Origin of the sequence: Microcoleus sp. B9-D4 (genome assembly GCF_036705105.1) — a bacterium.
Classification (GTDB): domain Bacteria; phylum Cyanobacteriota; class Cyanobacteriia; order Cyanobacteriales; family Microcoleaceae; genus Microcoleus.
In genome coordinates this window covers 94,055-119,877 of the sequence record NZ_JAUBTS010000009.1, presented here as the reverse complement: position 1 = coordinate 119,877, position 25,823 = coordinate 94,055, and the positions used below count along the sequence as shown (strand labels likewise).

Sequence of the window (25,823 nt, the reverse complement as noted above, 5' to 3'; positions counted from 1 at the left end):
CTAATCGCAATAACTCAAATTCCCCCCCAATATTACCAAGGGATAGATCGCGATTTGATAGAGGGCGATCGTTTTTTTTCGATCGCAACCAACCCTTTACTCGCGAACAGCGGCAGAACCAAAACAGAATATCGCGAGATATAGGAAAACCCGGAGAAAGGATGCCGCCCGAAAGAATCCAATCTCCCAGAGGACTGAGAAATTTCATCAATTCAAATATCAGAGATTCAGTTATTCAGTCAGCATTTCGCGGCGACATCGGCAGGAATTTGGAGGCCGGAAAAATATCGGCAGCTTTGTCTCTGCTGGACAAATCTTTCAGCCAAGAATTCGGGGAATATTTAGGCATCAACATCAGCAACGAGTTGGTATCCCCAGAGGAAATTCAAAAAAAATTAGCATCCGTGGGTGCACAAACCGGCACAAAACCCAGTTTAATTTATCTGTTCTCGCAGCCCGAAGAATTAAATTTAATGCTGATAAATTCTTGCGGTGAAGTGGTTCACAAAAGTGTGCCGTCAGCGAACCGGCAAGAACTTCTGAAAGTTGTAAATGAGTTCAGGGGTGAGATTACCAAACCGGGAGTGCGGGCTACTACGAGTTATCTACCATCTTCGCAACAACTTTATAAGTGGATGATTGCGCCTTTAGAGGACAGTTTGAAAAGCTGCGAAACGGATACTATTTCCTTTGTTGTCGATCGAGGTTTGAGAGGTATGCCCTTTGCTGCTTTGCACGACGGACAGCAATTTTTGGTGGAAAAGTACAATCTCAGCCTGATGCCCAGCATTAATTTAACAGATACCCGCTACGTCGATCTCAGAAATTCTCAAGTTTTAGCAATGGGTGCCTCGGAATTTTCCGAGTTGAATCCTTTGCCGGCAGTTCCTGCTGAAATAGCGGCTATTTCTAGAGAGTGGCCGGGAGTTAGTTTTCTAAATGAGGGTTTCACTTTGGAGAATTTGAAGCGACAGCATCAAAGCCGACCTTTTGGCATTATTCACTTAGCTACTCACGGCGAATTTCGACCTGGAGTACCGAATAATTCTTTTATTCAGTTGTGGAATAGTCGGCTACGAATGGATCAATTACGGGATTTGAGATTGAATGATCCGCAGGTGAATATGTTAGTTTTAAGTGCTTGTCGGACTGCGGTGGGAGATGCACAGGCCGAGTTGGGTTTTGGGGGTTTGGCGCTGCAAGCCGGGGTGCAAACGGCTTTGGGAAGTTTGTGGTACGTGAGTGATGAAGGTACTTTGGGATTGATGAGTGAGTTTTACCAGCAGTTGAAGACGGCGCGAATTAAGGGGGCGGCCCTGCGACAAGCGCAAATTGCGATGTTGCGGGGAGATGTGCGTTTGGAGGGCGGCCGATTGCGGGGTTTGAGTCGGGGTGAGGGGGTGGAGTTGCCGGCTTCGCTGCAAGGGTTTGCGGATTTAAAGTTGTCGCATCCTTATTATTGGTCTGCTTTTGTGATGATTGGGAGTCCTTGGTAATTGGTGATTAGTGATTAGTGATTTGTTATTAGTGGGATATCAATGATTTTTTAAAAGGTCAGGAATATTTAGAACGGGAGGTTTCTCCTCACTTCGCTTTTTTGTCGCCCTCTGAGATTATGGGATTTTTGGAAACGCAAAAAGATGTGGGGGAAACGTCGATGATTCGAGGGTTTAGGCAGTGGGTGAGGAGTCAAATTCAGTCAGGGGAATGAAGGAGGGCTATTTATATTTATGAAAGCTAAAAAAATATTTTTTAGCTATAAATTCAAAAGAATACGCAGTCTTTCTTCTACCATCATTAATGTTGTGGGAGAAACTGTACCCCACAGTTCAAAAAATCTTTCTATACTGATCGATCGCACATCTTCACATTTAATGAAACTTCGCTGTCTAAGTCCTCCTTCTGGGGGGTTAACTTCGACGTGCCAGGGAATTCCTTTATCTTTCGATGTGACTGGTAGTACGACAACTAATCCCGAAGCACCCTGATTGAATAAATCTACAGATGTCACTAGACAGGGACGCTTGCCAGCTTGCTCTCTTCCTCGTGTTGGGTTCAAGTCAATCAGCCATATATCACCCCGTGATGGTTTGGCGGATGTGATTCTAAACCATCCTCTAAAGTGATATCCCAAGCTTCCCGTTCTTCAAGTTCTTCTTGCCAAGCTTCTGGGCGATCGCGTAAGGCAAGATAAGCTTGGTTGGCTGCTGCTAAAAACTGTTGTCTTCGGTATTGTTCGATCGCTTGTTCGAGAACTGTTTCGATTGGTTTTCCTGAGAGTGCAGAGATTTCTGCGAGGGTTTGATAAGATGTATTGCTAATTGTAACTGTAGAAGTTTGATCCATGTTACTTTTCATCTGTTAATCCATCGGCAACTGTTAAATCCCAAGCGGAGTCTACTTCGCTAGAGGCTTGTCGGTAAGCAGATTCTAGTTCTTGATTCCGCAACAATTCCAAAGCTAATTCAATTACTTGGGATGGCGATTTACATCCTTTAGCAATTTTGTAGCTTTCAATAAACTGTAGTAGCGATTGTGATAGGGAAATTGATATTTTTTCAGCTTGCATTATCTTAGCAATTGGTAATTACAAAGATTTTTATTTAATTATAGCACAAGTAGTAAATTTTCGTCTCAAATCCAGTAATCAGAAAAAAGGGTGTAAGCATTTAGCGCTACACCCTGTCACAAGTTTCCAGTCTTGCTAAAGATACTATTTGTTGTAGACGCACAAGCAAGTTAAACAAACTTAAAATCCCGACGCGAAGACGTGACATTAAAGCTCAGGTCAGTCACGTTTTTGACAAGAGCCAGCGTGTCTCCGCCCGTAGTTTGTATGAGCATATCATTATTGCCCTGACGGGTGAGGCGATACTGACTGGCATTACCGCGCAACTGAATATAATCATCGCGGAAGTTGTAGTCTGCGATCGTGGCTTGGCCGTTGCCTTGGTAGAACATTCCCTGACGGGTATTCCCCAAAACGAAGGTATCAGCCCCAGTCCCTCCTTCTAAGGTGTCGAAATCGGCTCTGTTGAAGCTGGCATAGCCGTCGAGGTAGTCGTTGCCCGGGCCACCGTTCAGGTAGTCGTTACCTGCTTCACCGTAGAGGGTGTCGTTGCCATCTTGTCCGTATATCTTGTCATTACCTCCAAGACCAGTTAAGTTGTTGCTAGCAGAATTACCAGTAATGATGTCATCTCCTGGCGTTGGTGGCTTCGGATTGCTACCGCCTCCGTTATTCAACTGCGAAAAAGCTTGGAGCGGACTCATTGTTTGCTGCTTCAAGAGAGCAATACTAGCAGGATTCCCGTTGTTTTGGAAGAAGCCGGTTTTTGGGGCATTGAAATCGGTGTGAACTTCCAGGTGAAGGTGTGAGCTGATGCCTAGATTGAAAACTTTGCCAACCTCTTCACCAGCCTCAATGGTGTCTCGATTAGCTACTAATCCACGTGAGTTACTTAGATGACCATAAATCCAACGCTTTCCGTCCCTGCCACGAACAGCAATGAAGGAACCACCAGCTTGATTGGAGACGTTTTCAATGGTGCCTGAAACAACGGCTTTAATGGAAGTTCCCGCACCTGCGAAGAAATCTATTCCTGCATGGGGGCCTTTGTATGCACGAGACTGTTCATAGATATAGCCTCCTGAAAGTCCTAAGAAATCGTTTATAGGAACCCCCAGCTTTTGGCTGAGGTTACGGGCAACATCCTTCAATTGAGGTGACGCATCCTGATTTGGTGACCAGGTAGGTGTTGCAGGGTTGTTGTCAAAATAATCCCTACTGCCACTTTTCAAGTCCCAGTCATTATCAGTTGTTGGTAAGGACATTGTAGTTACTCCAGTTGTAATGTTTGGTTGTGTATTTGCATTGGGCAATCGAATTCAGAGTTATGCGTTTCACATAGCCCGGTTCGCACTCAATTAATGTGTGCTTCAAGGGTTAGATAAATTCATAACTGAACTCTAAATAATCAAAATCTGGTAAGCGCGATCGCGTTTATCGCAACTATTAAATTCATAAAATTATCTAAACTTAGTAGGTAATCAATATTGACTACCTACTAAGGTAGCTAGGTTTTAGCTGTTATCTTGACGCACTTGACTCCAAGCACTATCGCGCGATTCTTTGTCAGTGCTACCCGTACCTCGGTAGTCTTTGCCAGTATTGTTATCGCGAATCGTAGTCTCTCGTGAGCCCTCAGTAGCAAAAGAGGACTGAACACTGTTGTTGGTATCAGTAGATACGTCGTAACGGGCTGTGTCTTTTGGATCGGACATCTTAGTTAATCTCCTATTGTTTTTTGAAACTTGTGTCAAGTTCGACTTCAATTCGTTGTGGTTTATGTAGGTTTATTTGATTTGAATCAACCCACAACTAAACAGTAACAATGGCTTAAACGCTTGTCAGTCGCTTATGGTTGGGACTTTGGTAGGCGGGTTTGGTTGGTAAAAGACGGGTTTGGACGGGTCATCGCGAAAATAAAGCTCAAGCTGAAGCATAATAAAATAAAACTGCCTTTACCAAAGCTATGGATATCGAAGCGGCATTAGAACTGGCTAAACGATTAATTGTGGCCCAAACCGGGAAACCCTTAGACGATTTGCCAACGAACATTCTTCGGGGAGCTTTGGAAGGTAAGTCACTCAGCGAAATTGCCGAGTCTTATTCCTGTAACGAGAGTTACGCCAAAGAAGTTAGCTCCAAGTTATGTAAACTCCTATCGGCTGCTTTGGGTGAGCCGATCGCGAAAAGAAATCTGATATCGACGCTAGAACAACGCCTGCGCCTCGAAAAACAGAACTCTGAGGCTGGGATTATACAATTTGAAGGGTCGATCGCACATCCCTCAATACCAAACCACAATTTTGTGGGACGCGAAGGGGCGATCGCCCAGCTCAACACCCGCATCAACCAAGGCGCAAAAATCATCGTCATCAAAGCATCCGGCGGTATAGGTAAAACAACCTTGGCGCGGCAATATCTCAATTCCCAAGGGTTTGATTTAGTGCTAGAAATCCCGATGGCGAAAGAGACGGAAAATATTACTCCCGTCGAAAACGTGATTGAAGAATGGCTGAAGCGAGACTTTGATGAAGAACCGGGGCGGGAATTTGGAGTGATGCTTGGCCGGCTCAAACGACAACTTCAAACGCGCAAAGTAGGAGTGTTGATTGATAACCTGGAACCAGCGCTAGATGGACAAGGTAGATTTATTCAACCCCATCGCCGCTATATAGAATTGTTGCGAATTTTGGCTGACTCGACGGTACTGTCAGTGACGCTAATTACCAGTCGCGATCGCCTGTGTGATCCTGAAGTGAGTGTCGATCATTACGAATTACTCGGATTGGATGAATCGGCATGGCAACAGTTTTTCGGCAGTCGCAATATTGATATTGATATTCCGACTCTCAATGCAATGCACAACACCTATGGTGGTAATGCAAAAGCAATGGGTATTTTGTGCGGTGCAATTCGAGAGGACTTTGACGGAAATATGGTGGCTTATTGGCGGGAAAATCTCACAGATCCGTTAGTTAAGACAGATTTAAAAAATTTAGTAACCAGTCAGTTTAACCGTCTCCAAGAACTCGACTCCGCCGCCTATAAACTCCTCTGCCGTTTAGGATGCTATCGCTATCAAGATGTGCCGACTGTGAGCGCTGAAGGATTGTTGTGTTTATTGTGGGATCTGCCAGAAATACAGCGCAGACGAGTTATTGAATCGTTGCGAAATCGCTCTTTGGTAGAATTCTGCAAAGGAGAATATTGGCTGCATCCGATGATTCGGGAAGAGGCGATCGCACGTTTGAGAGCAAGTGAAGATTGGGAAGAGGCGAATCGCAAAGCAGCAGAGTTTTGGACGGATAGTGCTAAGACTGTTGAAACTGTAGAAGATGCACTGAGGGCTTTTGAGGCTTACTATCACTGTGTAAAAATTAACGACTTTGAGCAAGCTGGCTCTGTAATTGTGAGAAGGAGAGATACCAGTTGGAAAAAGGGAGAACGTCTGGGGGTTGCGTTTTATAGGTTGGGTTTGTTACAACCAATGGTTTATTCAATTAATTCAATTATTAGCGAAGTTAAAGATAATCATATACTGAGTATGTGGTTGTATAATCTTTTAGGGGATTTCTACTGGTTAACTGGATATATAAACCCAGCAATTGAATGTCACAGTTTATCATTCAAAGCAGCGGACTGTACCCTTTTATCTATTAATTTAAGCCCTTCAATATATTTTGAGGCTAAAAAGTGGAAAACTTGGTCTTTAATTAATACAGGACTTTGTAAAATCGATTTATGGGAACTTGAAGAAGCTGTCAAATTGTTTGAAAACATAGAAGTTATTTGTAATCATCACGATTCAGAACATGGCTTGTCTAAGAATGAGAAAGACTATTTATACTGTTTAGCATTTTTGAACTCATGTTTAGGCTTTAAAGAGAGCGCTCTGAGTTATGCACAACAAGCAGAATTAGTTATTTCTAAAATAGATAATAGTTATTGGAGTAAAGGATATAGCTTATTGTTTATGGGCCTAACTTATAAAAATTTAGGAGAACCTGAAAAATCTTTTGAAATGTTCCGCCAAGCGATCGCATTTGCCGAAAAAACTCACTACACTCAGGTTAAGGCTAAAGCTTTAAGTGGTCTAGCAGAGCTTTATCGAGAACAGGGAGAATTTGCAACAGCGCTTTCCCATCATTCAGAATCAATCGAATTGCTAGACAAAATCGGCGCAAAATGTGACTTAGCTGAAGCTTACTATCAGCTTGCCTTAACTTACCAAAAGATGGGTGATGCCGAGAAGAGTCAGACTGCGTTTCAAAAGGCGATTCAACTCTTCAATGAAATGGAAGCACCTAACCAAGTTGAGAAAGTGCGAAAGGCCATAGGTAAGAGCGACGAAGTTTAGTTTTGGATATATAAATCAATACGGTTCAGTTAAGCCCGATCCCCCCTAACCAAGGGCGGGCACGGGGGCACCGCCCCTACGAAGGGGGGGACAGGAATCTTCTCAAAGTCCCCCTTCTTAAGGGGGATTTAGGGGGATCGAGACTCAGGTAAAAACGAGATTTATCAGGATTTTAGTCTTAAGTTGATACCAATGGGCTCTTGAAGTGTCCCTACTCAACTAAAGCTTGCCGCTGAGCCTCCAACAATTCTTGAATCCCGGTTTCTGCCACATCCAAAATTTGATTTAACTGACTCCGACTAAAACTTCCCTCTTCCGCAGTTCCCTGAATTTCGATGATATTCAAATCTCCATTCATTACCACATTACAATCAATTTCAGCCGCCACATCTTCCAGATAATTCAAATCTAAAAACGGCTCGCCTTCCAAAAGTCCCACAGACACGGCCGCCACTTGACGAATAATGGGCGATCGCACCAAATCACCTTTTTGCACCAACTTATTCAAAGCGTCAGCCACAGCCACAAACCCGCCAGTAATTGAAGTCGTGCGAGTCCCCGCGTCCGCTTGCAAAACATCCGCATCGACAAGTATGGTGCGTTCTCCCAATAGTTGCATATCCAAACACGATCGCAAACTCCGGCCAATCAACCGCTGAATTTCCTGAGTGCGCCCCGATAACTTCATAAATTCCCGCTCTTGCCGCTGCGGCGTAGATCCCGGCAACATTCGGTATTCCGCTGTCAGCCAACCTTGTCCGGTATTCTCCAGAAATCTCGGCACTCCCGGCTTGATTGTAACGCTGCAAAGTACCTGAGTATCGCCACTTTTCGCCAGTACGGAACCGCTAGCAAATTTGGTAAACTGTCGATCGAAACTAATCGGACGAATTTGATTTGGTTGTCTGCCATCGGGACGTTGGAAAGACATAAGCTAATTAGTAATTGGGCATGGGGCATTGGGCATTGGGCATTGGGCATTGGGACAGTTGTACGCTCGCGTAGCCGAAGTATCGGGGATTCGTAATTCTTCCTACTGACTACTGACTACTGACTACTGACTACTGACTACTGACTACTGACTACTGACAATTTTTAGAATATCCTGCTGGACTTGTTGTGGAGATTGAGCGCCATCAATAGTTAACAGTTTGTTGCGGTGTTCGTAATACTCTAAAAGAGGAATAGTGCGTTCGTGGAACAAATCGAGCCGACGCTGTAAAATTTCAGGATGGTCATCCGATCGATCGCGCTCGATCGACCTACTCAGCAAAACCTCGATCGGCACTTTCAGCCAAACGGCCCAATCTAGCTCCTGCGCCAAATCCTCTAATAAAAAATCCAACTCCTCAGCTTGAAAAGCCGTTCGCGGATAGCCCTCCAACACCCAGCCATTAAAGACATCCCACAGCAGCAGCCGGCGGCGAAAGAATTCAATCATAGTTGCGTCGGGAACTAATTCCCCTTTTTCGACATAAGACACCGCCAGCTTGCCTAAATCTGTGTCTTCTGCGATCGCCTCCCGTAGAATGTCCCCCACAGCCAGCAAAGGAAGGCTCAAATTGCTGCACAGTAGTTCAGCCTGAGTTCCCTTTCCCGCTCCTGGCCCTCCCAGAATCACCACTCTCACAGTCCCTGCTCCTAGTGCCGCGACATTCAAATTTTACGCGATGTGTGTACTTTTTCTTCACAGTCCAGGACGCCGCAAGACTCTCATCACCTTGGTTTTTTACCCTATAACTGTATAAATGTCAAGCTCCACGCCGTATTTTAGTAAAAACAACCGCTTTCTGCCTAAGTGCTAGTTAAGTTCAAAAATCGAACAAACGACTGCGAATGCCACTGCCGCTAGCTTTTGACAACTTGTATATATAGTGTTTGATCCGATGTGCACTCGGCCCAGTACACTATATATTGTCAAGCAGGCTTCAGCCGCGTCAAGGTCGGAGCTGCACTCAAGACTTAGTTGCTGATTAAATATTGCCCTATGGTTGCTCAGTTACAAACCCCTAAACTCAATTTAACCCACAGCTTGCCCTACACAGTTCAAGGGCTGGTGCAAGTTTTTACAGGCCCGCACCGCTGCTTTTTTACCAGTGTCATGGCTCAGGCCCTCAGAATTGCAGGACAGGGAGCTCCGGTGCTAGCGGTGCAGTTCCTCAAAGGGGGAATTAATCAAGGGCACCAGCATCCGGTGCGGCTGGGGCAAAATTTAGATTGGGTGCGCTGCGATTTGTCACGCAGCATTGAGAATGCTGATTTAGATGAGCTGGAGACGCGATCGATCGAACAATTGTGGGAGTATGTTCAAAATGCGGTGCGCGAAGGTCGTTACGCCTTAGTTATTCTCGATGAATTGAGTTTAGCGGTTAATTTGGGGTTGATTCCCGAAGCCGAAGTGGTGGCATTGATTGACAACAAGCCGCATCATTTGGATATGATTTTTACCGGGCCATCCATGCCCCAAAGAATTTTGGATGTTGCCGACCAAATTACTGAAATTCGCCGCAGTTAAGGACAATCATTCTATTTGCGATCGCCTGTTTAGCGATCGCATTTTTTATGTAAAAAAACAGTATCAAAAAAAAAGAGGCGATCGCTTAGCTCAAAGAGCGATCGCACGCCGATCAATTTACCAGCGACGTTACGATTGAACTACCGGATCGAACACAACACTTAATCGATCCGTCGGCACCATCCGCTTGAGAATTTTCAAGTGACCGTCAGCATCAGACCAACTGCGAAACTCACCCACAACCACCTTTTCCACATTTGGAAGTGAGCGAACTATAGTCCACGGCTTAAGACGTTTTTCTTGCAACATACTAGATAAATCTCCTTGGTAAATTGGAGCCAAAGCCAGTCCCCCTCGTTGGCCACGACCGAAGACTGGCTTTTGACTTTGCAAACTTGCCCTTCTCTAAGAACATAGCACAAAAAAAATAGTTTGTGATTATATCTTATTTTTCGCTTTTTTTAGAGCTACTTTTTACATAACAGATGATTAAACTCCACACTTATTAACTCTTTAATTCCCAACTCAAAACTATAGCAGTTCTCAATCTTGCTGAGGTATTCCCGATGCCCGATGCCCGATGCCCGATGCCCGATGCCCTATATCAAGCGTGCACCTCATGTTACTGAGAAAGGCTATATTTCATAACTAACACTTCGACTTCGCTTGGGGTGCAGCCTGACTAATAAATTCTGCCTTCTACCTTCTACCTTCCTTTTACTGAGATATTGCACCATTCTCAATAAGTTTTTTATGAACAGGCAAGATGCCTGTTCCACAAGAAAATTCACTCTTTGTGGAACAGGCATCTTGCCTGTTCTTGAGAATAGTGCAAGATGTGAGTTTTACAAATCCCGCCGCGACAGCAGAAACCAGATCCCACCCAAACCCAAAACACCGCACAAAACCCCGCCTTCCCACCCAAAAACAGTCCCCCCCGGCAAATGTCCAGGCTTTGCTTTAGAAGTAAAATTCAGCTCCGAATAGTATACCCACTGGCTGTTAACCCGCCAGCCCACTCGATCGCCAAACTTCTCCCAAACTGTAGCATCATAAACACCAGGCTTTCCCCCCAACTTGAGCCACAAACCCTTTTGCACAGAAAAACCAAATCTGCGGTGACTGTGCCGCACCCAAAGTTGATCGATAGTCTGCAAATCCTTAGCTGGAAACTTCCTAATATCTTCCTCACTCAAATAACCCCGTGAATTTTGCTGCATCACCTCCAGCATTTTCACAGAAGTTTCCTCATCAGCACCACGCCAATTTTTAGCAGCCAGCAGCCTTGCCAAGTGAGAATAATCAATACCTTTTTCGGACTCTAAATTCACAGAAATTAGCGGAGTATCAGTCACAGGTTGAGTCGGAACCGAAGGACTAACAACAGTTACCTGCTGCGACTTTTCCAGCACTGGGACAACAATAACAGGAGGTTTTAAAGCATCCAAAACTTCCACAGCCGATTTGTAGCGATCTTTAACATATTCCTGAATCAACTTATCCAAAACCTGACCTAAATCATCGCTAATTTGTGTTCCTTTTGGCAAAGCCTCCCTCCAAAGCCATCGGCCTTCAAGCGGATCGTAAAGGTCATCGTGAATGTCCCCGTAGATATCCAGATAAGGCATAACAGAAGTCAGCAAGCGAATGCAAGTCACCCCCAAACTATAAAGGTCGCTAGCAGGAACAGCCCTACCGTGACGCTGTTCGAGAGCCGCGTAGCCGGGAGTTCCCAACTTCGTTCCTGTTTTGGTGGGAGCAGCAGCTACTACCTGTTTGGAAACCCCAAAATCTATCAGCACTAACTTACGATCGCGAGCTCTGCGGATCACGTTCTCAGGCTTAATATCGCGGTGAATCACATTTCGGTCATGAACAAACTTCAATAAAGGCAACAAATCTAACAGCAGTTCGCAAGTTTTAATTTCGCTATAAGCACCGTACTTATCTAACTCATCCTTTAAATTATTGCCATCAATAAACTCTTGGACTAAATACAATCGCCCATCTTCCTCAAAATAAGAAATTAACTGAGGAATTTGCGGGTGCTTCAGTTCGTATAACCGCCTTGCCTCTTGTTCAAACAGTCGAACATATTTTTTAAAATGACCGGGCTTCCGTTGAAACTCTTGAGGAGGTGACAACTGTTTTATCACGCACAATTCCTCAAATTTGCCATGATTAACAGCTCGGAAAGTCCTACCAAATCCCCCATCGCGCAGCGGTTCAGTTGCTGCATAAAGGTCTTTTAGCAGCAGCTTTGAACCACAATTAAGACAATACTTTGTGCCTGGTGGGTTCTGACGCTTGTCTCTTGGGCAATCGAGATTAAGGCAGTATGTCATATATTAAAAAAATGCGAACAAAATTATAGTCAGGGTTTTATATTATTCAAGAGTCCGATCGCGAGCTGGTTTTTGTAGAGGCGATACCTCGAACCTTACGGAGGCGGCAGCCACCTTCGCCATCAGAGGGGGCGCTCTCACCAGACTGCCCCTGAGCAAGTATAACTCTCTTGAGGGTTTGACCTCAAACTCGAAGTCCTCATCTAACCTTAGACTCCGCTCCGTGCAATACATTTGATTTAGCGGTCAAAGAGCCACCAGATCAAACAGAAATAGTAATTTATTACCAGCCCCGTGAGTTCTGCAACGCCAAAAAAACTGAGGATTCCGCCTGAGATATAATTTTATTGCCAGAGAGAAGCACACTAACGGGAGCCACAGCTTCCGTCAAGTTCGATCGACCTTAATATTTTACCCGTAAAATATTTAACTTAACCAGGCATAATTAACAATCCAAAAATCCCCAACAAACGCACGTTAAAATAAAGACTAGCTTCCGCGATCGCCATCCGATCTCGATCAGACACTTAGCCAGTTTTCCCTGTTTCCTTTTTTCAGCTATTACCAGTTACATCTAATTCGATCGGTCTACTTAATTAGGAACCGCTAGTGACACCAAAACTACAGCCCTCTCAAACTCCAAACTCCCGCAAAAAATCACCAAAAGTACCTTGGTTCGAGCGATTCATGGCACTGGTCGCCCTAGGAAATTTAAGCCTAGTATTATTTGACATAACTTACGTCCCCGGACGAGATTTCTACTTCCGGCAACTCCCAGTTCTAACTCAAGTATACGACCCATTTAAAGGAATTAAACCCCACCGAGACACCCAGCAATATCTGGAAACCTTAGAAGAATTAAAAATTCAAGTAGTGCAAACAGGATTGCCCTCTCCCCAAGTAGCAGCCAAATTGCAGGAAATAAACAATCTGAGCGCGAAAATGATCGACGAAGATCCCTTTCGAGTAGCATCAAAAAGTGGCACCCTAGAAAAAATAAAAGACCGGATGCGCGATCGCGCCCCGAATCCGCAAGACTCCGCTAAACAATCATTCCAAAGATTCTGGAGCCCTGACTATTTAAACAAACAAGGCTGGCAAAAAGAAATCCAGTGGTTTGACTCCAAAATCAAGCCATTAATCGCCACTAACTATTACCGCGCGATCGGAGACAACGGCGAATTCACCGATAACTTCTGGCTAATCGACCTGCCATTCATTGCCATATTCGCGATCGAATTTCTAGCCCGTACCTACCTGATCAGCCGCCGCCACCGCAGCGTCACTTGGCGATCGGCCATGCTCTGGCGATGGTACGACATCTTCCTGCTACTCCCATTTTGGCGCCTGTTGCGAGTATTACCCGTCACAATTCGCATCCACCAAGCCAAAATGCCAGATCTCCAACCCATACGCACCCAAATCAGCCGAGGTTTCGTCGCCAACTTCGCCCAAGAATTGACCGAAGTTGTAGTAATTCAACTGATCAATCAGATGCAACAATCAATTACCACAGGCGAACTGGCTCGTCAACTATTTCAATCTAAAAAACAGCGCTATCTAGACATCAACAATATCAATGAAATAGAAGCGATCGCCACCCATCTAGTGCAAATAACCGTCTACAAAGTGCTCCCCCAACTCCAGCCAGACCTAGAAGCCCTCCTCCGGTACAATATTGAAAACTTCCTCAAACAATCCCCCCTCTATCAAGGATGGAAGCAAGTACCCGGTCTGGGAAACTTGCCCGAACAGCTAGCACAGCAATTAGTTGCAGAACTCTCAAAATTAGCCACCCTCGGCCCCCAAGATGCCTACGAAGCCTTCAAAATCGCCAGCGAAGACCCCATAAGCATCAAACTCTCCAGCCAGCTAGTCCAACATTTCGGGCAAGCTTTAGGAACCGAACTGCAACAGCAGCAAACCTGGCAAGAAATACAACTGCTGCTGTGCGATTTCCTAGAAGAGTTCAAAATCAACTACATTCAGCGGTTGAGCGAAGAAGACTTCGAGAAAATTTTAGAACAAGCCAAAGAACTGCAACGGATAGCCCCGCGTTAGGGCAAGTCTCCCCACGCGATGCCGGGGTAGCGGTACAACACCGCTTCCACGAACAACCAATTTTAGGCAGGCTGTCCCACCCACATCACCTTCACCTCCGCGCCACAAATCTTTGATCCTTTCCCACTGTTAATCCCGTAGGGCATAACGGCGACTTGTCGTGGCGATCGAATCCTTCTAGTCGGCTGTATCTCCAGCAAATGAAACTTGCTGGAATTGTAAAGTTTCATGTGCGATCGGCATTCTCTACGAAAGTCATCGGCAGGGTTGTGCATCACATCTTCAGCGCGGTAGTGAGTTAGACCGCCGTTAGGGTTCTCACCGGCCTGGGGTGTCATGTTTTTAGCGAGAAATGTCAATTTTTTTAGACGTACATTATATCAATTTATATGTAAGTTTGATGAGATTCTACTTTTTAGAGGTTCTCTGTAAAGTAAAGTTAAAAACTACTACACATAGCTCTAAACCAAGTAATCTATTAGATATGATTACTAACGGGTTTGCTAAAGGCTAAAATAATTTACCAATGCTATAAAAAAATAAGGCGCGTCAGTATCTTTAGTCCCCTCTTATTATACCCTTACCATAAAAAATACGTAAGTAGCCATTTTTGTTTAAGCAAGTTACTGTCTCAAACTTTTCACTAATTATTATAGATTGCTTTTCAATATATATTTCCTCAGCCTCATTTCACTAAATCCCCTGAGATTTTTCAGCCAACTCGTTACCCCAGGAGTAACACCAATCAATGTCACAGACCTCTGTAACCACTTTCCTGTCAAACCGTTTTAAAAAAAAGGTGTCCCTGCGCCTAATTTTAGTATTCCCATTCGTTCTGCAAATATTTGCCGCTGTTGGGCTGACCGCTTGGGTGTCGGTACGCAACGGACAAGAAGCTGTCAATAATGTTGCGAATCAACTCCGCAGTGAAGTCTCCGAACGCATCAATCAGAAGCTTAACGAATATTTAGAGGCTCCCCACCTAGTCAATCAAATCAATCTTGAGGCTGTCCGCCTAGGTCAAATTGACGTTCAAGACTTGCCACGCCTAGAGCGGTACTTTGTGCAGCAGGTACAGTTATTTCCGACTGCCGGTTCCATTATGTTCGGTAGTCAAAAATATGATGTGTTTATTGGGGCATTAAAACCTAAAAAAGATACCTTGCAAAGCATGGAGGCAGGCCAAGCTACAGGGGGAAGTGTTCGATTTTATGATATTACTAAAGACGGAGAGCGTATCAGGCTCATTCAGGAAAAAGCCGACTTCAAGATAGAGGGACGACCCTGGTACGTGGCTGCCGTGAAAGCAGGCAAACCAGTGTGGGGCGAAATATTTTCCTATCACGCTTTCCCAGAAATGGTTTTGCCTGCTAGTGTTGCTCTAAATGATAGTAACGGAGCAGTCATTGGGGTATTCGCCGACCATTTTTTCCTAGCACAAATTAGTGACTTTCTTAAAAGCCTAAAAATTGGTCGTTCCGGTCAAACTTTTATCATTGAGCGTTCGGGGCTAATCGTGGCTAGTTCTACCTTGCAGCAGCCATTTTTGGTAGAAAATGCGAAAGCTAAACGCATCAATGCAGCTAAAAGTACAGATCCCTTAATAAGCTCTGCTACGAAACAATTACAACAGCAATTTGGCGACCTAAAACAAATTGCCCAGCGAGAACAGCTTGACTTATGGCTCGATGGCCAACGACAATTTCTACAAGCGCTTCCTTATAAAGATGATCGCGGTTTGGACTGGTTGATTGTAGTCACAGTTCCCGAAGCTGACTTCATGGAGCAAATTAATGCTAACACCCAAGTGACCATTTTGTTGTGTTTGGGAGCATTGGGGCTGGCTACCGTTTTAGGAATATTAACCGCACGCTGGATTACCAACCCGATTCTTCGTTTGAGCGAAGCTTCTAGGGCAATCGCGAGTGGAAATTTAGATCAAAATGTGCAGGTAAAAGGCGTAGAAGAACTAGAAGTTCTGGGGCAGTCTTTCAACCTTATGGCACAACAGTTGCGCGAATCCTTTGAGGCGCTAGCCAAGACCAATTCCGAGCTAGAAATCCGAGTAGAAGAACGCACCGCTGAACTCACGGAAGCCAAACAAATCGCTGATACTGCCAACCAAGCTAAAAGTGAATTCTTAGCGAATATGAGTCACGAATTGAGAACACCACTCAATGGAATTTTAGGATACGCTCAAATCCTAGAACGGTCAAAAACGATGGCTCCGAAGGAACTCCAAGGCATCAGTATTATTCACCAGTGTGGCTCCCACCTGCTAACCCTGATCAATGACATCTTAGACCTCGCTAAAATTGAAGCTCAGAAATTGGAACTGTACGCGAAAGATTTCCATTTTCCTTCCTTTTTGCAGGGAGTCGCAGAAATCTGCCGCATCCGAGCCGAACAAAAAGGAATTGCTTTTGTTTATCAACCCAGTTCGGAAATTCCTGCAGGCATCTACGCTGACGAGAAACGCTTGCGACAGGTACTAATTAACTTACTGAGCAATGCAATTAAGTTTACAGACTCGGGACGAGTGACTTTTAAGATAGAACATCTGGAAAAGGGGACAGGGGAAAAGGTACAAAGCAATGACCAAAAGCCAGCCTCACCAATTCACAAAATTCGGTTTCAAATAGAAGATACTGGCGTTGGTATGACACCAGAACAATTAAAAAAAATATTTTTGCCTTTTGAACAAGTAGGAGACAGCAATCGTCAGGCGGAAGGAACCGGACTCGGTTTAACAATTAGCCAGAAAATTGTCGAAATGATGGGTAGTACCATTCAAGTAAAAAGTCAGTCACGAACAGGCAGTGTTTTTTGGCTAGATTTGGAGTTACCGGAAGCGGCAGACTGGGCAAATACAGCCACGATTGCCAAGCAAAGAAAGCTGGTTGGCTACCAAGGTAGAAAACAGAAAGTTTTGGTTGTGGATGACAAATGGGAAAATCTCTCAGTCATTGTCAATCTCCTGGAACCCCTCGGCTTTGAAGTAACCGAAGCTAAAAACGGTCAAGAAGGTTTAGAAAAAATAGAAGAGTGTAAGTTCGATTTGATTATCACTGACTTAGTGATGCCAGTGTTAGATGGCTTTGAGATGATGCGCCGTATCCGAAATTTGTCAGACTATACAGACGTGGCAATCATTGCTTCATCTGCCAGTGTATTTGCTACCGACCAACATAAAAGCTTGGAGGGGGGAGCCAACGATTTTCTCGGTAAGCCTGTGCAGGCAGAAGAGCTATTTGAGATGTTGCAAAAGTATTTAAAACTTGAATGGATATATGAGGAACGAAAAAATGAAAAAATCAGCAATATTCCCTTTTCCTCTGAGCCTCAATCACTTTCTGAATCGACCTCTGTAGTAGCGCCCCCGCCCGGAGAAATGGAACTCCTACTTGAACTGGCGATGAGAGGCAACGTGAAAGGAATTGTGAAGCGCAGTGAGCACCTAGAGAAATTGGATCAGAAATTTGTGTCCTTTGCTGTTGAGCTGCGCCAGTTAGCCCAAGGCTATCAGGTGAAAAAAATAAAAGAGTTTATTACATCCCACAGGATAGAAAAAGAATGAAGGCAGCAAATATCGAAACAAGTAGCATCTTAATCGTCGATGATAATCCTAGCAATCTGGACGTGCTTTCTGAAGCTTTAGCGGGTTTTGGATGGGAGATATTGGTAGCAACTGATGGCGAAACTGCCATCGAACAGGCTGAATATACTCAGCCTGATTTGATTCTGTTAGATGTAATGATGCCAGGAATTGACGGGTTTGAAACCTGCCATCGCCTGAAGGCAAGTCCGTTGACGAACGAAATTTCGGTAATTTTTATGACGGCTCTTTCTGACATAGGAGATAAAGTCAAAGGCTTTAATCTAGGGGCTGTGGATTACATTACTAAGCCCTTTGAACAAAAGGAGGTGTTAGCTCGCGTCAACCTCCATTTAACACTGCGTTCTTTGACTAAAACTCTCGCAGACCAAAATCTGCTTCTCAAACGGGAAATTGAAGACAGGCTCGCAGCAGAAGCAGCGTTACATCAGCTCGCGCAGGAGTTAGAAAAACGGGTGGAAGAACGAACGGCTGAACTTTCTCAAGCTTTGGAGAATCTTAAAAAAGCTCAAGTGCAAATCGTTCAAAGTGAAAAGATGGCTTGTCTTGGTCAACTTGTAGCTGGGGTGGCTCACGAAATTAACAATCCAGTTAGTTTTATCTCCAATAATATCCCTATTGCCAAGGAATATATTGCCGATTTGATCGAGATGACTCGGCTTTGCCAGCACAACGTTACTTCGACATCAGAATTTGAGGATAAGTCCCAGGAGATTGAGTTAGATTTTATTGTTGAAGATTTGCCCAAAATTATTGATTCAATGGCGCTAGGAACAGAGCGACTTTACAATCTTTCTATGTCACTGCGTAATTTCTCTCGGTTGGATACATCGGCACTAACGCCAGTGAATATTCACGATGGGCTAGATAGTACCCTGTTGATTTTAGGTCATCGATTGAAAGGTAAAGGCACTCACCCAGCTATTAAGGTTATTAAAGAGTACGGCGAATTACCGCTGGTCGAGTGCTATCCTGGGCAAATAAATCAGGTGTTTATGAATGTATTAGCGAATGCAATTGATGCTTTAGAAGAGTCTACGATCAGTTGTCCGCTCTGCGGGGAAAAGCAACAGAGCAATGACAATCCACAGATTCGGATCTGCACTGAAATGCTTCAGGGCGACAGAGTGGTGATTCGGATTGCTGACAATGGGCTGGGGATAACGCCGGAGATAATGCAGCATTTATTTACGCCGATGTTTACTACAAAATCAGTGGGTAAAGGGACAGGTTTAGGCTTGTCTATTAGCCGTGAGATTGTAGAAGCAAAACATGGTGGTAAGCTGACTTGCATTTCCTCGCCCGAATGGGGGGTAGAGTTTGTAATTGAGCTTCCAATCCAGCATTAGTAAGGGGACTTTTTTAGGGTAAATCTTAGTTTTGCTGTTTTGTCAAGATACCGTTAATCATGCGATCGCCCATGTCCAATCTACCAATCACCCTCACTGTCAAACTCTTGGCCGCCTATCAAGAAGCAGAGGGCTTGTCCGAACTGAAATTACAATTTCCCAAAGCAACTCCCGTATCGCAAGTCCTAGAACGCCTGAGTGCCACTCCCCCCCTGTTCTAGGAGCGATCGCACATCTTGCACCATTGTCAATAAGCTTTTTAGGAACAGGCTTTCCGGCCTGTTCCACAAGAAAATCTACTCTTTGTGGAACAGGCCGGAGAGCCTGTTAAGCGAGAATGGTGCAACATCTCAGATCGATCGCACCTGCTTGAATATCAACCAGGAATTTGCCCTCGCCCCACCCCACTCCAAAACGGTGATGAAGTCGTCCTTATTCCCCCTCTCAGCTCTCCCCTTCTGCCCTCGGACAGTCCGCCGATGCCGATTCGGTTTGTCACCGGGCGGGCGATCGAGCTAAACTGAGAACTGAGGCCTGCCTTCGATCAGAAGAAGTCCTCAAACTTCTTGGAAGAAATTGTTTTACCTAGGAGTGGGTCAAGCCCACTTTTTTTGTTGCATTAGTCGCAGGAAAAGAGCTCAGGGCGTCTGACTTGCAAGTTGAGGACTGATTTAGTAGGGGTACCCCCCCGCTTGAGATCCCCTGCTGGGATGTTGGGTAAGTCCCAAAGTTGAAGACGAAAGTCGCAGCCACCTAATCAAACCACCTCAAAGCCAAGCAATCTCAACACCAAATTTTTCCTTGCCGTGTCCGAGTTCAGGAGTTTTAACTTAAGTATTCGATATGACTCATCCCCTAATCCCACAAATCATTGACTTAGCTACCCCCGTTGCGGAAACACTGGGATTGGAAGTAGTGGGAGCAGTGTTTCACACCAACCAAAATCCTCCCGTCTTGCGGGTAGACATCCGCAACCTCCAACAAGACACTGGTTTAGCCGACTGCGAGCGCATGAGCACAGCCCTCGATGCCGAGTTAGAGGCAGCCGACATCATACCCGATGCCTACGTGCTAGAGATTTCCAGTCCCGGAATATCCCGATTGCTCAGCAGCGATCGAGAATTTATTACCTTTAAAGGTTTCCCCGTGACAGCCAAAACCACCGAACCCGACTCGCGAATCAAAGAGTGGAAAGGACTACTCCTGGGCCGGGATGAAACAGCGGTTTATCTCAATCAAAAAGGGCGACAGGTTAAAATTCCCCGCCCTCAGATTGTCAAAGTTGAACTAGACGAAGGAAAGGAGATGTAAAGGGAAGTTTTGAGTTTTGAGTTTTGAGTTTTGAGTTTTGAGATTGCCTCGCAGCAAGCTGAAAACGCTTGGCTGCGAGTTAATTTTTAACAAGCATATCTGTATCAGCGGCTTGAATAGGGACAATAAATAAATTGTTAGAGCAACAATTTCCCCTGAGCCTATTCAGTAACTCATCACTTTTCTGTCATCACTTTTACTTGAAAATTTCCCAGTACCAATTACCGATTACCAGTTACTTATTACCACAGCAAAAAAGGAGAGTTTTATATGTCAATGGTTCCCCTGCCCGGACTCAAAGAAATGGTCGAAGGTATTAGCAAAGAACGCAATTTACCCAAACACGCCGTCCAAGCAGCCTTGCGAGAAGCCCTGCTCAAAGGATACGAACGCTACCGTCGCACCCAAAAACTCGATCACTTCAGCGAAGAATACTTCGACAACTTTGATGTAGAACTCGACGCAGAACAAGAAGGTTTCCGCGTTTTAGCCAACAAAACTATTGTCGAAGAAGTCATCAATCCCGATCACGAAATCTCACTTTCCGAAGTGCAAGAAGTAGCCACGGAAGCTCAGCCGGGGAGTATCGTGCTCGTAGACGTAACACCAAATCAAAAAGAATTTGGTCGCATGGCCGCGATCCAGACCAAACAAGTTCTCGCTCAAAAACTGCGCGACCAACAGCGCAAAATGATTCAAGAAGAGTTTAAAGATTTAGAAGAAACCGTTCTTCAAGCAAGAGTGCTCAGGTTTGAGAGGCAGTCGGTAATTTTAGCAGTTACCAGCAGCTTCGGTCAGCCAGAAGTAGATGCCGAACTCCCTAAGCGCGAACAGTTGCCCAACGACAATTACCGGGCCAACGCTACATTCAAGGTTTATCTCAAAAAAGTAGGCGAAGGCTCAACTCGTGGGCCGCAGTTACTTGTTTCTAGAGCTGACGCAGGTTTGGTGGTGTACCTGTTTGCTAACGAAGTACCAGAAATAGAAGACGGGGTGGTGAGGATTGTCGCCGTAGCCAGGGAGGCAAATCCGCCCTCCCGGCACGTTGGCCCCCGGACTAAAATAGCAGTTGATACTCTCGATCGCGACGTAGACCCTGTAGGAGCCTGCATCGGAGCGCGGGGATCGCGGATTCAGGTAGTAGTCAACGAATTGCGTGGCGAAAAAATCGACGTGATCCGCTGGTCTCCAGACCCAGCAACTTATATTGCTAACGCTCTGAGTCCCGCTAGAGTAGATGAAGTGCGTTTAGTTGCTCCAGAAGGCAGGAGAGCTCACATTTTGGTCGCTGAAGACCAACTGAGTCTTGCCATTGGCAAAGAAGGTCAGAACGTCCGTCTCGCAGCCCGCCTAACTGGTTGGAAAATCGATATCAAAGATATTGCTAAGTACGATCGCGCCGCCGAAGACAGCAAATTGGCAGCAGAAGCAACTAGGCTCGAAGAACTAGCAGGCGACTACGACGCAGACGAAGCAGGCGACTACGACGAGGAAACCGCAGAATTTGAGGAAGAGGAGGCAGCCGCGACAGAGGAAACCGAAGCCGCAGTCTAAAAACTGTGACATTTACAAGATTTTCTCTCGAAGGGAGACCAGGAGGACTTGTCCCCTACTCCCCCCTCTCCCCCTACTCCCCCTCTGACAAGAAATGAAACCGAACTACCGGTGCTGTGCAAGTTGTCGAAAAATAGCTCCTAAGGAAGCTTTTTGGCGAGTAGTCAGGCTCTATCCTTCTCATCAGGTACAATTAGATCGTGGCATGGGCCGTTCTGCTTACCTTTGTCGGGAAGCCGAATGCCTCAAAGCAGCTCAGAAAAAAAATCGACTTGGGCGATCGCTCAAAGCGTCTGTGTCTGACGAACTGTACCAAACACTTTGGCAGCGTTTAGCCACATCTGACTGTACATCTTACTCTGGCCTAGCCGGACGAAAAACCGACAATAGTTCGGCATCGACTGTATAAACCCTCTTGGCAGCCCTACCAGTAATTACCGGTAGCGCCAGCTATAAAACCCCAATCCGATCTGCCCACCAGTCTGGAAAGATTTGTGTCAGATTAGATAAGGGTAGGGTACTAGCAGAGGTATCCTCAAGGTGGAAAGGCCAACTTTGAAGCTTGAGAGAGTGGGTTTTGCCAAAACTCAGACTTCGGAGTTCCAAGTTCCCAAACAGACTTGAGAATTCTTCAACCGCAGACTTCAGCGAGTTGCATCTTTTAGATAAAATTGCTGAGCGAGTACCAAAACCCCGATTCCTGACACTGAATCAATCACACCGAATGATGTCGTCATTAGCACAAAAAATCACAATGTAAAAACTGGTTGGCACAAAAGAGGGCAGAGTGGATGAACAACGGCAAAGTAAGAATTTACGAATTATCACGGGAACTAAATTTGGATAATAAAGACATCTTGGCAGTTTGCGAGCGGCTCAATATTTCAGTCAAGAGCCACAGCAGCACAATTACAGAATCCGAAGCAGAGCGCATTCGCAAAACGGCGGAAAAATACGTAGCCAGTAGCCACTCTTCCCCCGGCAAGCCAGCTCCACCCGAAAGAGCAGCAGCGCCATCTAGAGAATCTGGCCCTCACCCTAACGACCAACAAAAAAAGCAGCAAATTTTAGAAATACGCAGTCCAAAAGTACGCCCGGCTGGTGCTTCCTCCCAGCCTGCAGGCAACGAGGAGAACAAAAACCAGCCCGCGGCAACCGTGGCAACTCCTCCAAAGTCGCCTGCAGCTCAACAACTCCAGCCTCCAGCTAAACCGAATATCAATCGACCTGTACTGTCGAAGCCAAATGTCGCTGTCCCGGCGGCTCCGTCAGAAACAGCGTCAGAAACAGTGTCAGAAACAGTTTCGGAAACTGTAGGTGCGATCGCCCCGGAAACAACCGCCCAGGCTCAGGCACCTACAGCACCTCAACCGCCGTCGGAAAAGGCTCCCGAACGCACCAAGCAACCGCCGCTCGCCCCCCCTGCGCCGTCGGCAAAACTCACGTCGCCCCCAGTCAGAGGGGCATCAGAGTCGGCTAGCCGTACCCCACAAAATCTGGGGAACAAGCCGGTACTCAAACTTGCAAAAACCGAGCAAGAGCAATCAGAACAGTCAGAAACTCTGGAAGCGCCGGCTAAACCGAGCCGCCCCAGCAGACCGACACCGGGAGCTCCTACCGAATCTCGCGACACGCAAAGACCGCGCCGGGAAGGCGCTGGTGGCCCAGTCAAAACTCCACTGGCCGCTCGACCCCAGCCCGGTGGCCCGCGCCGGAGCCTGGCCCCCGCAACGTCAGCTACCGGGCTGCGTAGCCGCGGCGGTGACACCGGAGCCATAGGGGATGACACTGATGACAATGAAGAAGATAATACGCCGTTGCTGGAGATTCCTCTCCTCGAAAGGCCCTCCCTTCCTCGTCCTGCCAAAAAGACATCGGTCATTTGGGAAGAAGATGATGACGAAAACTCAGATGCTGCCAAAGCTGCCAAGGCAGTTAAGGCAAAACGTTCTCGCCTCAAACCCATAGACGAGGATGACGATGACTTAGAAAACGGCTTGGATCTGCCAGCACCAGTCACGGTCAGCCTGTCCCTAGCCCGCCCAGCTAAAGCGAAGGGACAAGCAGCACCCAAGTCAACACCAACTCCGGGCGCACCCGGAAGCAGCGGAAAAAATAAGAGACCAGGCCCTTCTCACGATAAAAGTTCTTCAGGTTCCAGCGGGGGACGCGGCAACCGGGGCAAAACAGCCGAAGCTAAGGTAGAACGTCCAGAAAAGCTCCTGCTGAGCAGGCCGATGACCGTTCAAGAATTAGCACTTACTCTGGCTGTTCCCGAAACCGAAATTATTAAGCGGCTGTTCTCTAAAGGAATTGCGGTAAATATTACCGAAACCCTGGACATTCCAGCGGTGAGGATGGTAGCCGAAGAAATGGGCGTAGAGGTGGAAACTCCAGAAAAAGTAGCTCCAGCTATCAAAGTGATCGAGATGCTGGACGAAGCGGATTTGGAATACCTCGAACGCCGTCCGCCAGTAGTAACGATTATGGGACACGTGGATCACGGCAAAACTACCTTGCTCGACTCGATCCGCAAAACCAAGGTGGCTCAGGGAGAAGCTGGGGGAATTACCCAGCACATCGGTGCTTACCACGTGGATGTGGTACACGAAGGCAAGAGCCAGCAGGTGGTATTTTTGGATACGCCCGGTCACGAAGCCTTTACAGCGATGCGGGCTCGGGGAACACGGGTTACGGACATCGCCATCTTGGTGGTGGCGGCGGACGACGGCGTGCGACCCCAGACAATTGAAGCGATCAGCCACGCGAAAGCGGCGAAAGTGCCAATTGTCGTGGCTATCAATAAAGTTGACAAGGAGGGTGCTCAGCCGGAACGGGTGAAGCAAGAGCTTACTGAGTACGGCTTGGTCGCAGATGACTGGGGCGGCGATATCACGATGGTGCCAGTCAGCGCGATCCGAGGCGAAAACCTGGATACGCTGTTGGAAATGATTCTGACAGTCGCGGAAATGGAAGACCTCAACGCCAACCCGCACCGACCGGCTAAGGGTACTGTGATTGAAGCTCACCTCGACAAGGCAAGGGGGCCAGTGGCAACTCTGCTGGTGCAGAACGGCACTCTGCGAGTGGGCGATATTGTGGTCGCAGGCTCGGCTTTGGGCAAGGTGCGCGCCATGATCGATGACCGGGGCGATCGCGTAGAGCAAGCAACTCCATCCTTCGCGGTGGAAGTGCTGGGGCTGCGGGAAGTTCCTCGCGCCGGAGACGAGTTTGATGTCTTCGCAAACGAAAAAGAAGCTGCGGCGATCGCAAGCGGAAGAGCTACCTCCCGACGAGATTCACGCCTGCTGCAAGGCGGCCGGATCAGTCTCAGTGGCTTCTCTCAACAAGCTAAGGAAGGCGTTCTCAAGGAACTCAACTTGATCTTGAAGGCAGATGTCCAAGGCTCCCTCGAAGCAATTGTCGGCGCTCTGACTCAACTTCCTCAAAAAGAAGTTCAACTGCGACTGCTGCTATCTGCTCCTGGGGAAATTACAGAAACAGATATTGACCTCGCGGCAGCCAGTAATGCTGTAATTATCGGGTTCAATACTACTCTCGCCACCGACGCTCGCCTCGCGGCTGACCAAGCTGGCGTAGACGTGCGGGAATACAGCATCATCTACAACCTCTTGGATGACATTCAAGGGGCGATGGAAGGCCTGCTGGAACCCGAATTGGTGGAAGAACCTTTGGGTCAAGTCGAAGTGCGCGCTGTCTTTGCGATCGGTCGCGGGGCTGTGGCTGGATGTATGGTACTCTCTGGCAAAGTCATCCGTAACTGTAAGGTGCGGGTGCGCCGGGGCAACAATGTCGTTTACGAAGGTGTCCTCGACTCCCTCAAACGGATGAAGGAAGATGCCAAGGAAGTCAATGCTGGCTTTGAATGCGGCATTTCCTTGAGTGGGTTTAGCGACTGGGCGGATGGCGATCTTATTGAAGCCTACCGGATGGTTACTAAACGCCGGACTCTCTCTCAATAGTTTTGAGTTGTGAGTGTTGAGTTGGAAGAGAATTTTTGAGCGATCGCAACCAAATTGCCGATCGCTCGCAACTCTTCTCTTCACTCAATACTCCCAAACTCATCACTCCCAACTTTTGTTTTTAAGTTATAGCAGCAGCAAGAAGCCAGAAGGCAGAAGGTTT

23 protein-coding genes are annotated in these 25,823 nt (G+C 46.5%); 13 read left to right on the top strand and 10 right to left on the bottom strand.

The window, feature by feature from the left end; genetic code table 11:
• Window positions 1-1,496 (top strand): CHAT domain-containing protein (locus QUB24_RS08285; RefSeq protein ID WP_333152331.1); only part of this gene is annotated, 1,496 nt, incomplete at its 5' end.
• A 260-nt stretch (window positions 1,497-1,756) separates the two neighbouring features.
• On the opposite strand, the gene QUB24_RS08280 is transcribed toward QUB24_RS08285, so the two are convergent.
• From QUB24_RS08280 to QUB24_RS08260, 5 genes are all read right to left on the bottom strand, one after another.
• Window positions 1,757-2,059 carry a type II toxin-antitoxin system PemK/MazF family toxin gene (locus tag QUB24_RS08280; protein ID WP_333152329.1) on the bottom strand — a complete coding sequence of 101 codons (303 nt, stop codon included), beginning with the start codon at window positions 2,057-2,059 and terminating at the stop codon, window positions 1,757-1,759.
• A 5-nt stretch (window positions 2,060-2,064) separates the two neighbouring features.
• Window positions 2,065-2,346 carry a hypothetical protein gene (locus QUB24_RS08275; RefSeq protein ID WP_333152327.1) on the bottom strand — a complete coding sequence of 94 codons (282 nt, stop codon included), beginning with the start codon at window positions 2,344-2,346 and terminating at the stop codon, window positions 2,065-2,067.
• Window position 2,347: 1 nt separating this feature from the next.
• Complete coding sequence (locus QUB24_RS08270; protein WP_333152325.1) at window positions 2,348-2,569, bottom strand: CopG family transcriptional regulator; 222 nt, start codon at window positions 2,567-2,569, stop codon at window positions 2,348-2,350.
• 170 nt (window positions 2,570-2,739) lie between these two features.
• On the bottom strand, window positions 2,740-3,834 hold the full coding sequence (locus tag QUB24_RS08265; protein ID WP_333152324.1) for a peptidoglycan DD-metalloendopeptidase family protein: 1,095 nt from the start codon (window positions 3,832-3,834) through the stop codon (window positions 2,740-2,742).
• 249 nt (window positions 3,835-4,083) lie between these two features.
• Window positions 4,084-4,284, bottom strand: coding sequence for a hypothetical protein (locus QUB24_RS08260; protein WP_333152322.1), 201 nt, complete (start codon window positions 4,282-4,284; stop codon window positions 4,084-4,086).
• A 251-nt stretch (window positions 4,285-4,535) separates the two neighbouring features.
• Here QUB24_RS08260 and QUB24_RS08255 point away from each other — a divergent pair, with 251 nt between their 5' ends.
• Complete coding sequence (locus QUB24_RS08255; RefSeq protein ID WP_333152320.1) at window positions 4,536-6,926, top strand: tetratricopeptide repeat protein; 2,391 nt, start codon at window positions 4,536-4,538, stop codon at window positions 6,924-6,926.
• Window positions 6,927-7,137: 211 nt separating this feature from the next.
• On the opposite strand, the gene rph is transcribed toward QUB24_RS08255, so the two are convergent.
• Both rph and QUB24_RS08245 read right to left on the bottom strand, forming a co-directional pair.
• The gene (rph, locus tag QUB24_RS08250) at window positions 7,138-7,857 is read right to left on the bottom strand and encodes a ribonuclease PH (RefSeq protein ID WP_333152318.1); all 720 of its coding nucleotides are present in this window, start codon (window positions 7,855-7,857) and stop codon (window positions 7,138-7,140) included.
• A gap of 144 nt (window positions 7,858-8,001) precedes the next feature.
• A complete protein-coding gene (locus QUB24_RS08245) occupies window positions 8,002-8,556 on the bottom strand; it encodes a nucleoside monophosphate kinase (protein ID WP_333152386.1) in 555 nt (184 codons plus the stop codon).
• Between the two features lie 357 nt (window positions 8,557-8,913).
• On the opposite strand from QUB24_RS08245, the gene QUB24_RS08240 reads away from it, so the two are divergent.
• Together QUB24_RS08240 and QUB24_RS08235 are read left to right on the top strand one after the other, a co-directional pair.
• Window positions 8,914-9,441, top strand: coding sequence for a P-loop NTPase family protein (locus tag QUB24_RS08240; RefSeq protein WP_333152316.1), 528 nt, complete (start codon window positions 8,914-8,916; stop codon window positions 9,439-9,441).
• Window positions 9,404-9,580 (top strand): hypothetical protein, encoded by a 177-nt coding sequence (locus QUB24_RS08235; protein WP_333152314.1) that lies wholly within the window; start codon window positions 9,404-9,406, stop codon window positions 9,578-9,580. The genes QUB24_RS08240 and QUB24_RS08235 overlap by 38 nt, the downstream gene beginning before the upstream one ends.
• Here QUB24_RS08235 and QUB24_RS08230 read toward each other — a convergent pair.
• Window positions 9,571-9,834, bottom strand: coding sequence for a hypothetical protein (locus QUB24_RS08230; RefSeq protein ID WP_333152312.1), 264 nt, complete (start codon window positions 9,832-9,834; stop codon window positions 9,571-9,573). The genes QUB24_RS08235 and QUB24_RS08230 overlap by 10 nt on opposite strands.
• 452 nt (window positions 9,835-10,286) lie before the next feature.
• Window positions 10,287-11,786: a GUN4 domain-containing protein gene (locus QUB24_RS08225; protein ID WP_333152310.1), complete on the bottom strand. Its 1,500-nt coding sequence runs from the start codon at window positions 11,784-11,786 to the stop codon at window positions 10,287-10,289.
• A gap of 609 nt (window positions 11,787-12,395) precedes the next feature.
• On the opposite strand from QUB24_RS08225, the gene QUB24_RS08220 reads away from it, so the two are divergent.
• Window positions 12,396-13,847 carry a hypothetical protein gene (locus QUB24_RS08220; RefSeq protein ID WP_333152308.1) on the top strand — a complete coding sequence of 484 codons (1,452 nt, stop codon included), beginning with the start codon at window positions 12,396-12,398 and terminating at the stop codon, window positions 13,845-13,847.
• A gap of 62 nt (window positions 13,848-13,909) precedes the next feature.
• On the opposite strand, the gene QUB24_RS08215 is transcribed toward QUB24_RS08220, so the two are convergent.
• Window positions 13,910-14,185, bottom strand: a complete 276-nt coding sequence (locus QUB24_RS08215) for a hypothetical protein (RefSeq protein WP_333152307.1) — start codon at window positions 14,183-14,185, stop codon at window positions 13,910-13,912.
• Between the two features lie 410 nt (window positions 14,186-14,595).
• Between QUB24_RS08215 and QUB24_RS08210 the strand changes: the two genes are divergently transcribed.
• The 8 genes from QUB24_RS08210 (at window position 14,596) to infB (ending at window position 25,660) form a co-directional block, all read left to right on the top strand.
• Window positions 14,596-17,424: an ATP-binding protein gene (locus QUB24_RS08210; protein ID WP_333152305.1), complete on the top strand. Its 2,829-nt coding sequence runs from the start codon at window positions 14,596-14,598 to the stop codon at window positions 17,422-17,424.
• Window positions 17,421-18,812 (top strand): response regulator, encoded by a 1,392-nt coding sequence (locus tag QUB24_RS08205; RefSeq protein ID WP_333152303.1) that lies wholly within the window; start codon window positions 17,421-17,423, stop codon window positions 18,810-18,812. Before QUB24_RS08210 ends, QUB24_RS08205 begins: the two co-directional genes overlap by 4 nt.
• A gap of 71 nt (window positions 18,813-18,883) precedes the next feature.
• A complete protein-coding gene (locus QUB24_RS08200; RefSeq protein ID WP_333152301.1) occupies window positions 18,884-19,033 on the top strand; it encodes a thiamine S protein in 150 nt (49 codons plus the stop codon).
• An 84-nt stretch (window positions 19,034-19,117) separates the two neighbouring features.
• Window positions 19,118-19,336, top strand: coding sequence for a hypothetical protein (locus tag QUB24_RS08195; protein ID WP_333152298.1), 219 nt, complete (start codon window positions 19,118-19,120; stop codon window positions 19,334-19,336).
• A gap of 319 nt (window positions 19,337-19,655) precedes the next feature.
• A complete protein-coding gene (gene rimP, locus QUB24_RS08190; RefSeq protein ID WP_333040953.1) occupies window positions 19,656-20,123 on the top strand; it encodes a ribosome maturation factor RimP in 468 nt (155 codons plus the stop codon).
• A gap of 270 nt (window positions 20,124-20,393) precedes the next feature.
• On the top strand, window positions 20,394-21,677 hold the full coding sequence (nusA, locus tag QUB24_RS08185; RefSeq protein ID WP_333152296.1) for a transcription termination factor NusA: 1,284 nt from the start codon (window positions 20,394-20,396) through the stop codon (window positions 21,675-21,677).
• Window positions 21,678-21,771: 94 nt separating this feature from the next.
• On the top strand, window positions 21,772-22,086 hold the full coding sequence (locus QUB24_RS08180; RefSeq protein ID WP_333152294.1) for a YlxR family protein: 315 nt from the start codon (window positions 21,772-21,774) through the stop codon (window positions 22,084-22,086).
• A gap of 382 nt (window positions 22,087-22,468) precedes the next feature.
• Entirely contained in the window at window positions 22,469-25,660 is a 3,192-nt protein-coding gene (gene infB, locus QUB24_RS08175) for a translation initiation factor IF-2 (protein ID WP_333152292.1), read from the top strand.
• Window positions 25,661-25,823 lie beyond the last annotated feature (163 nt).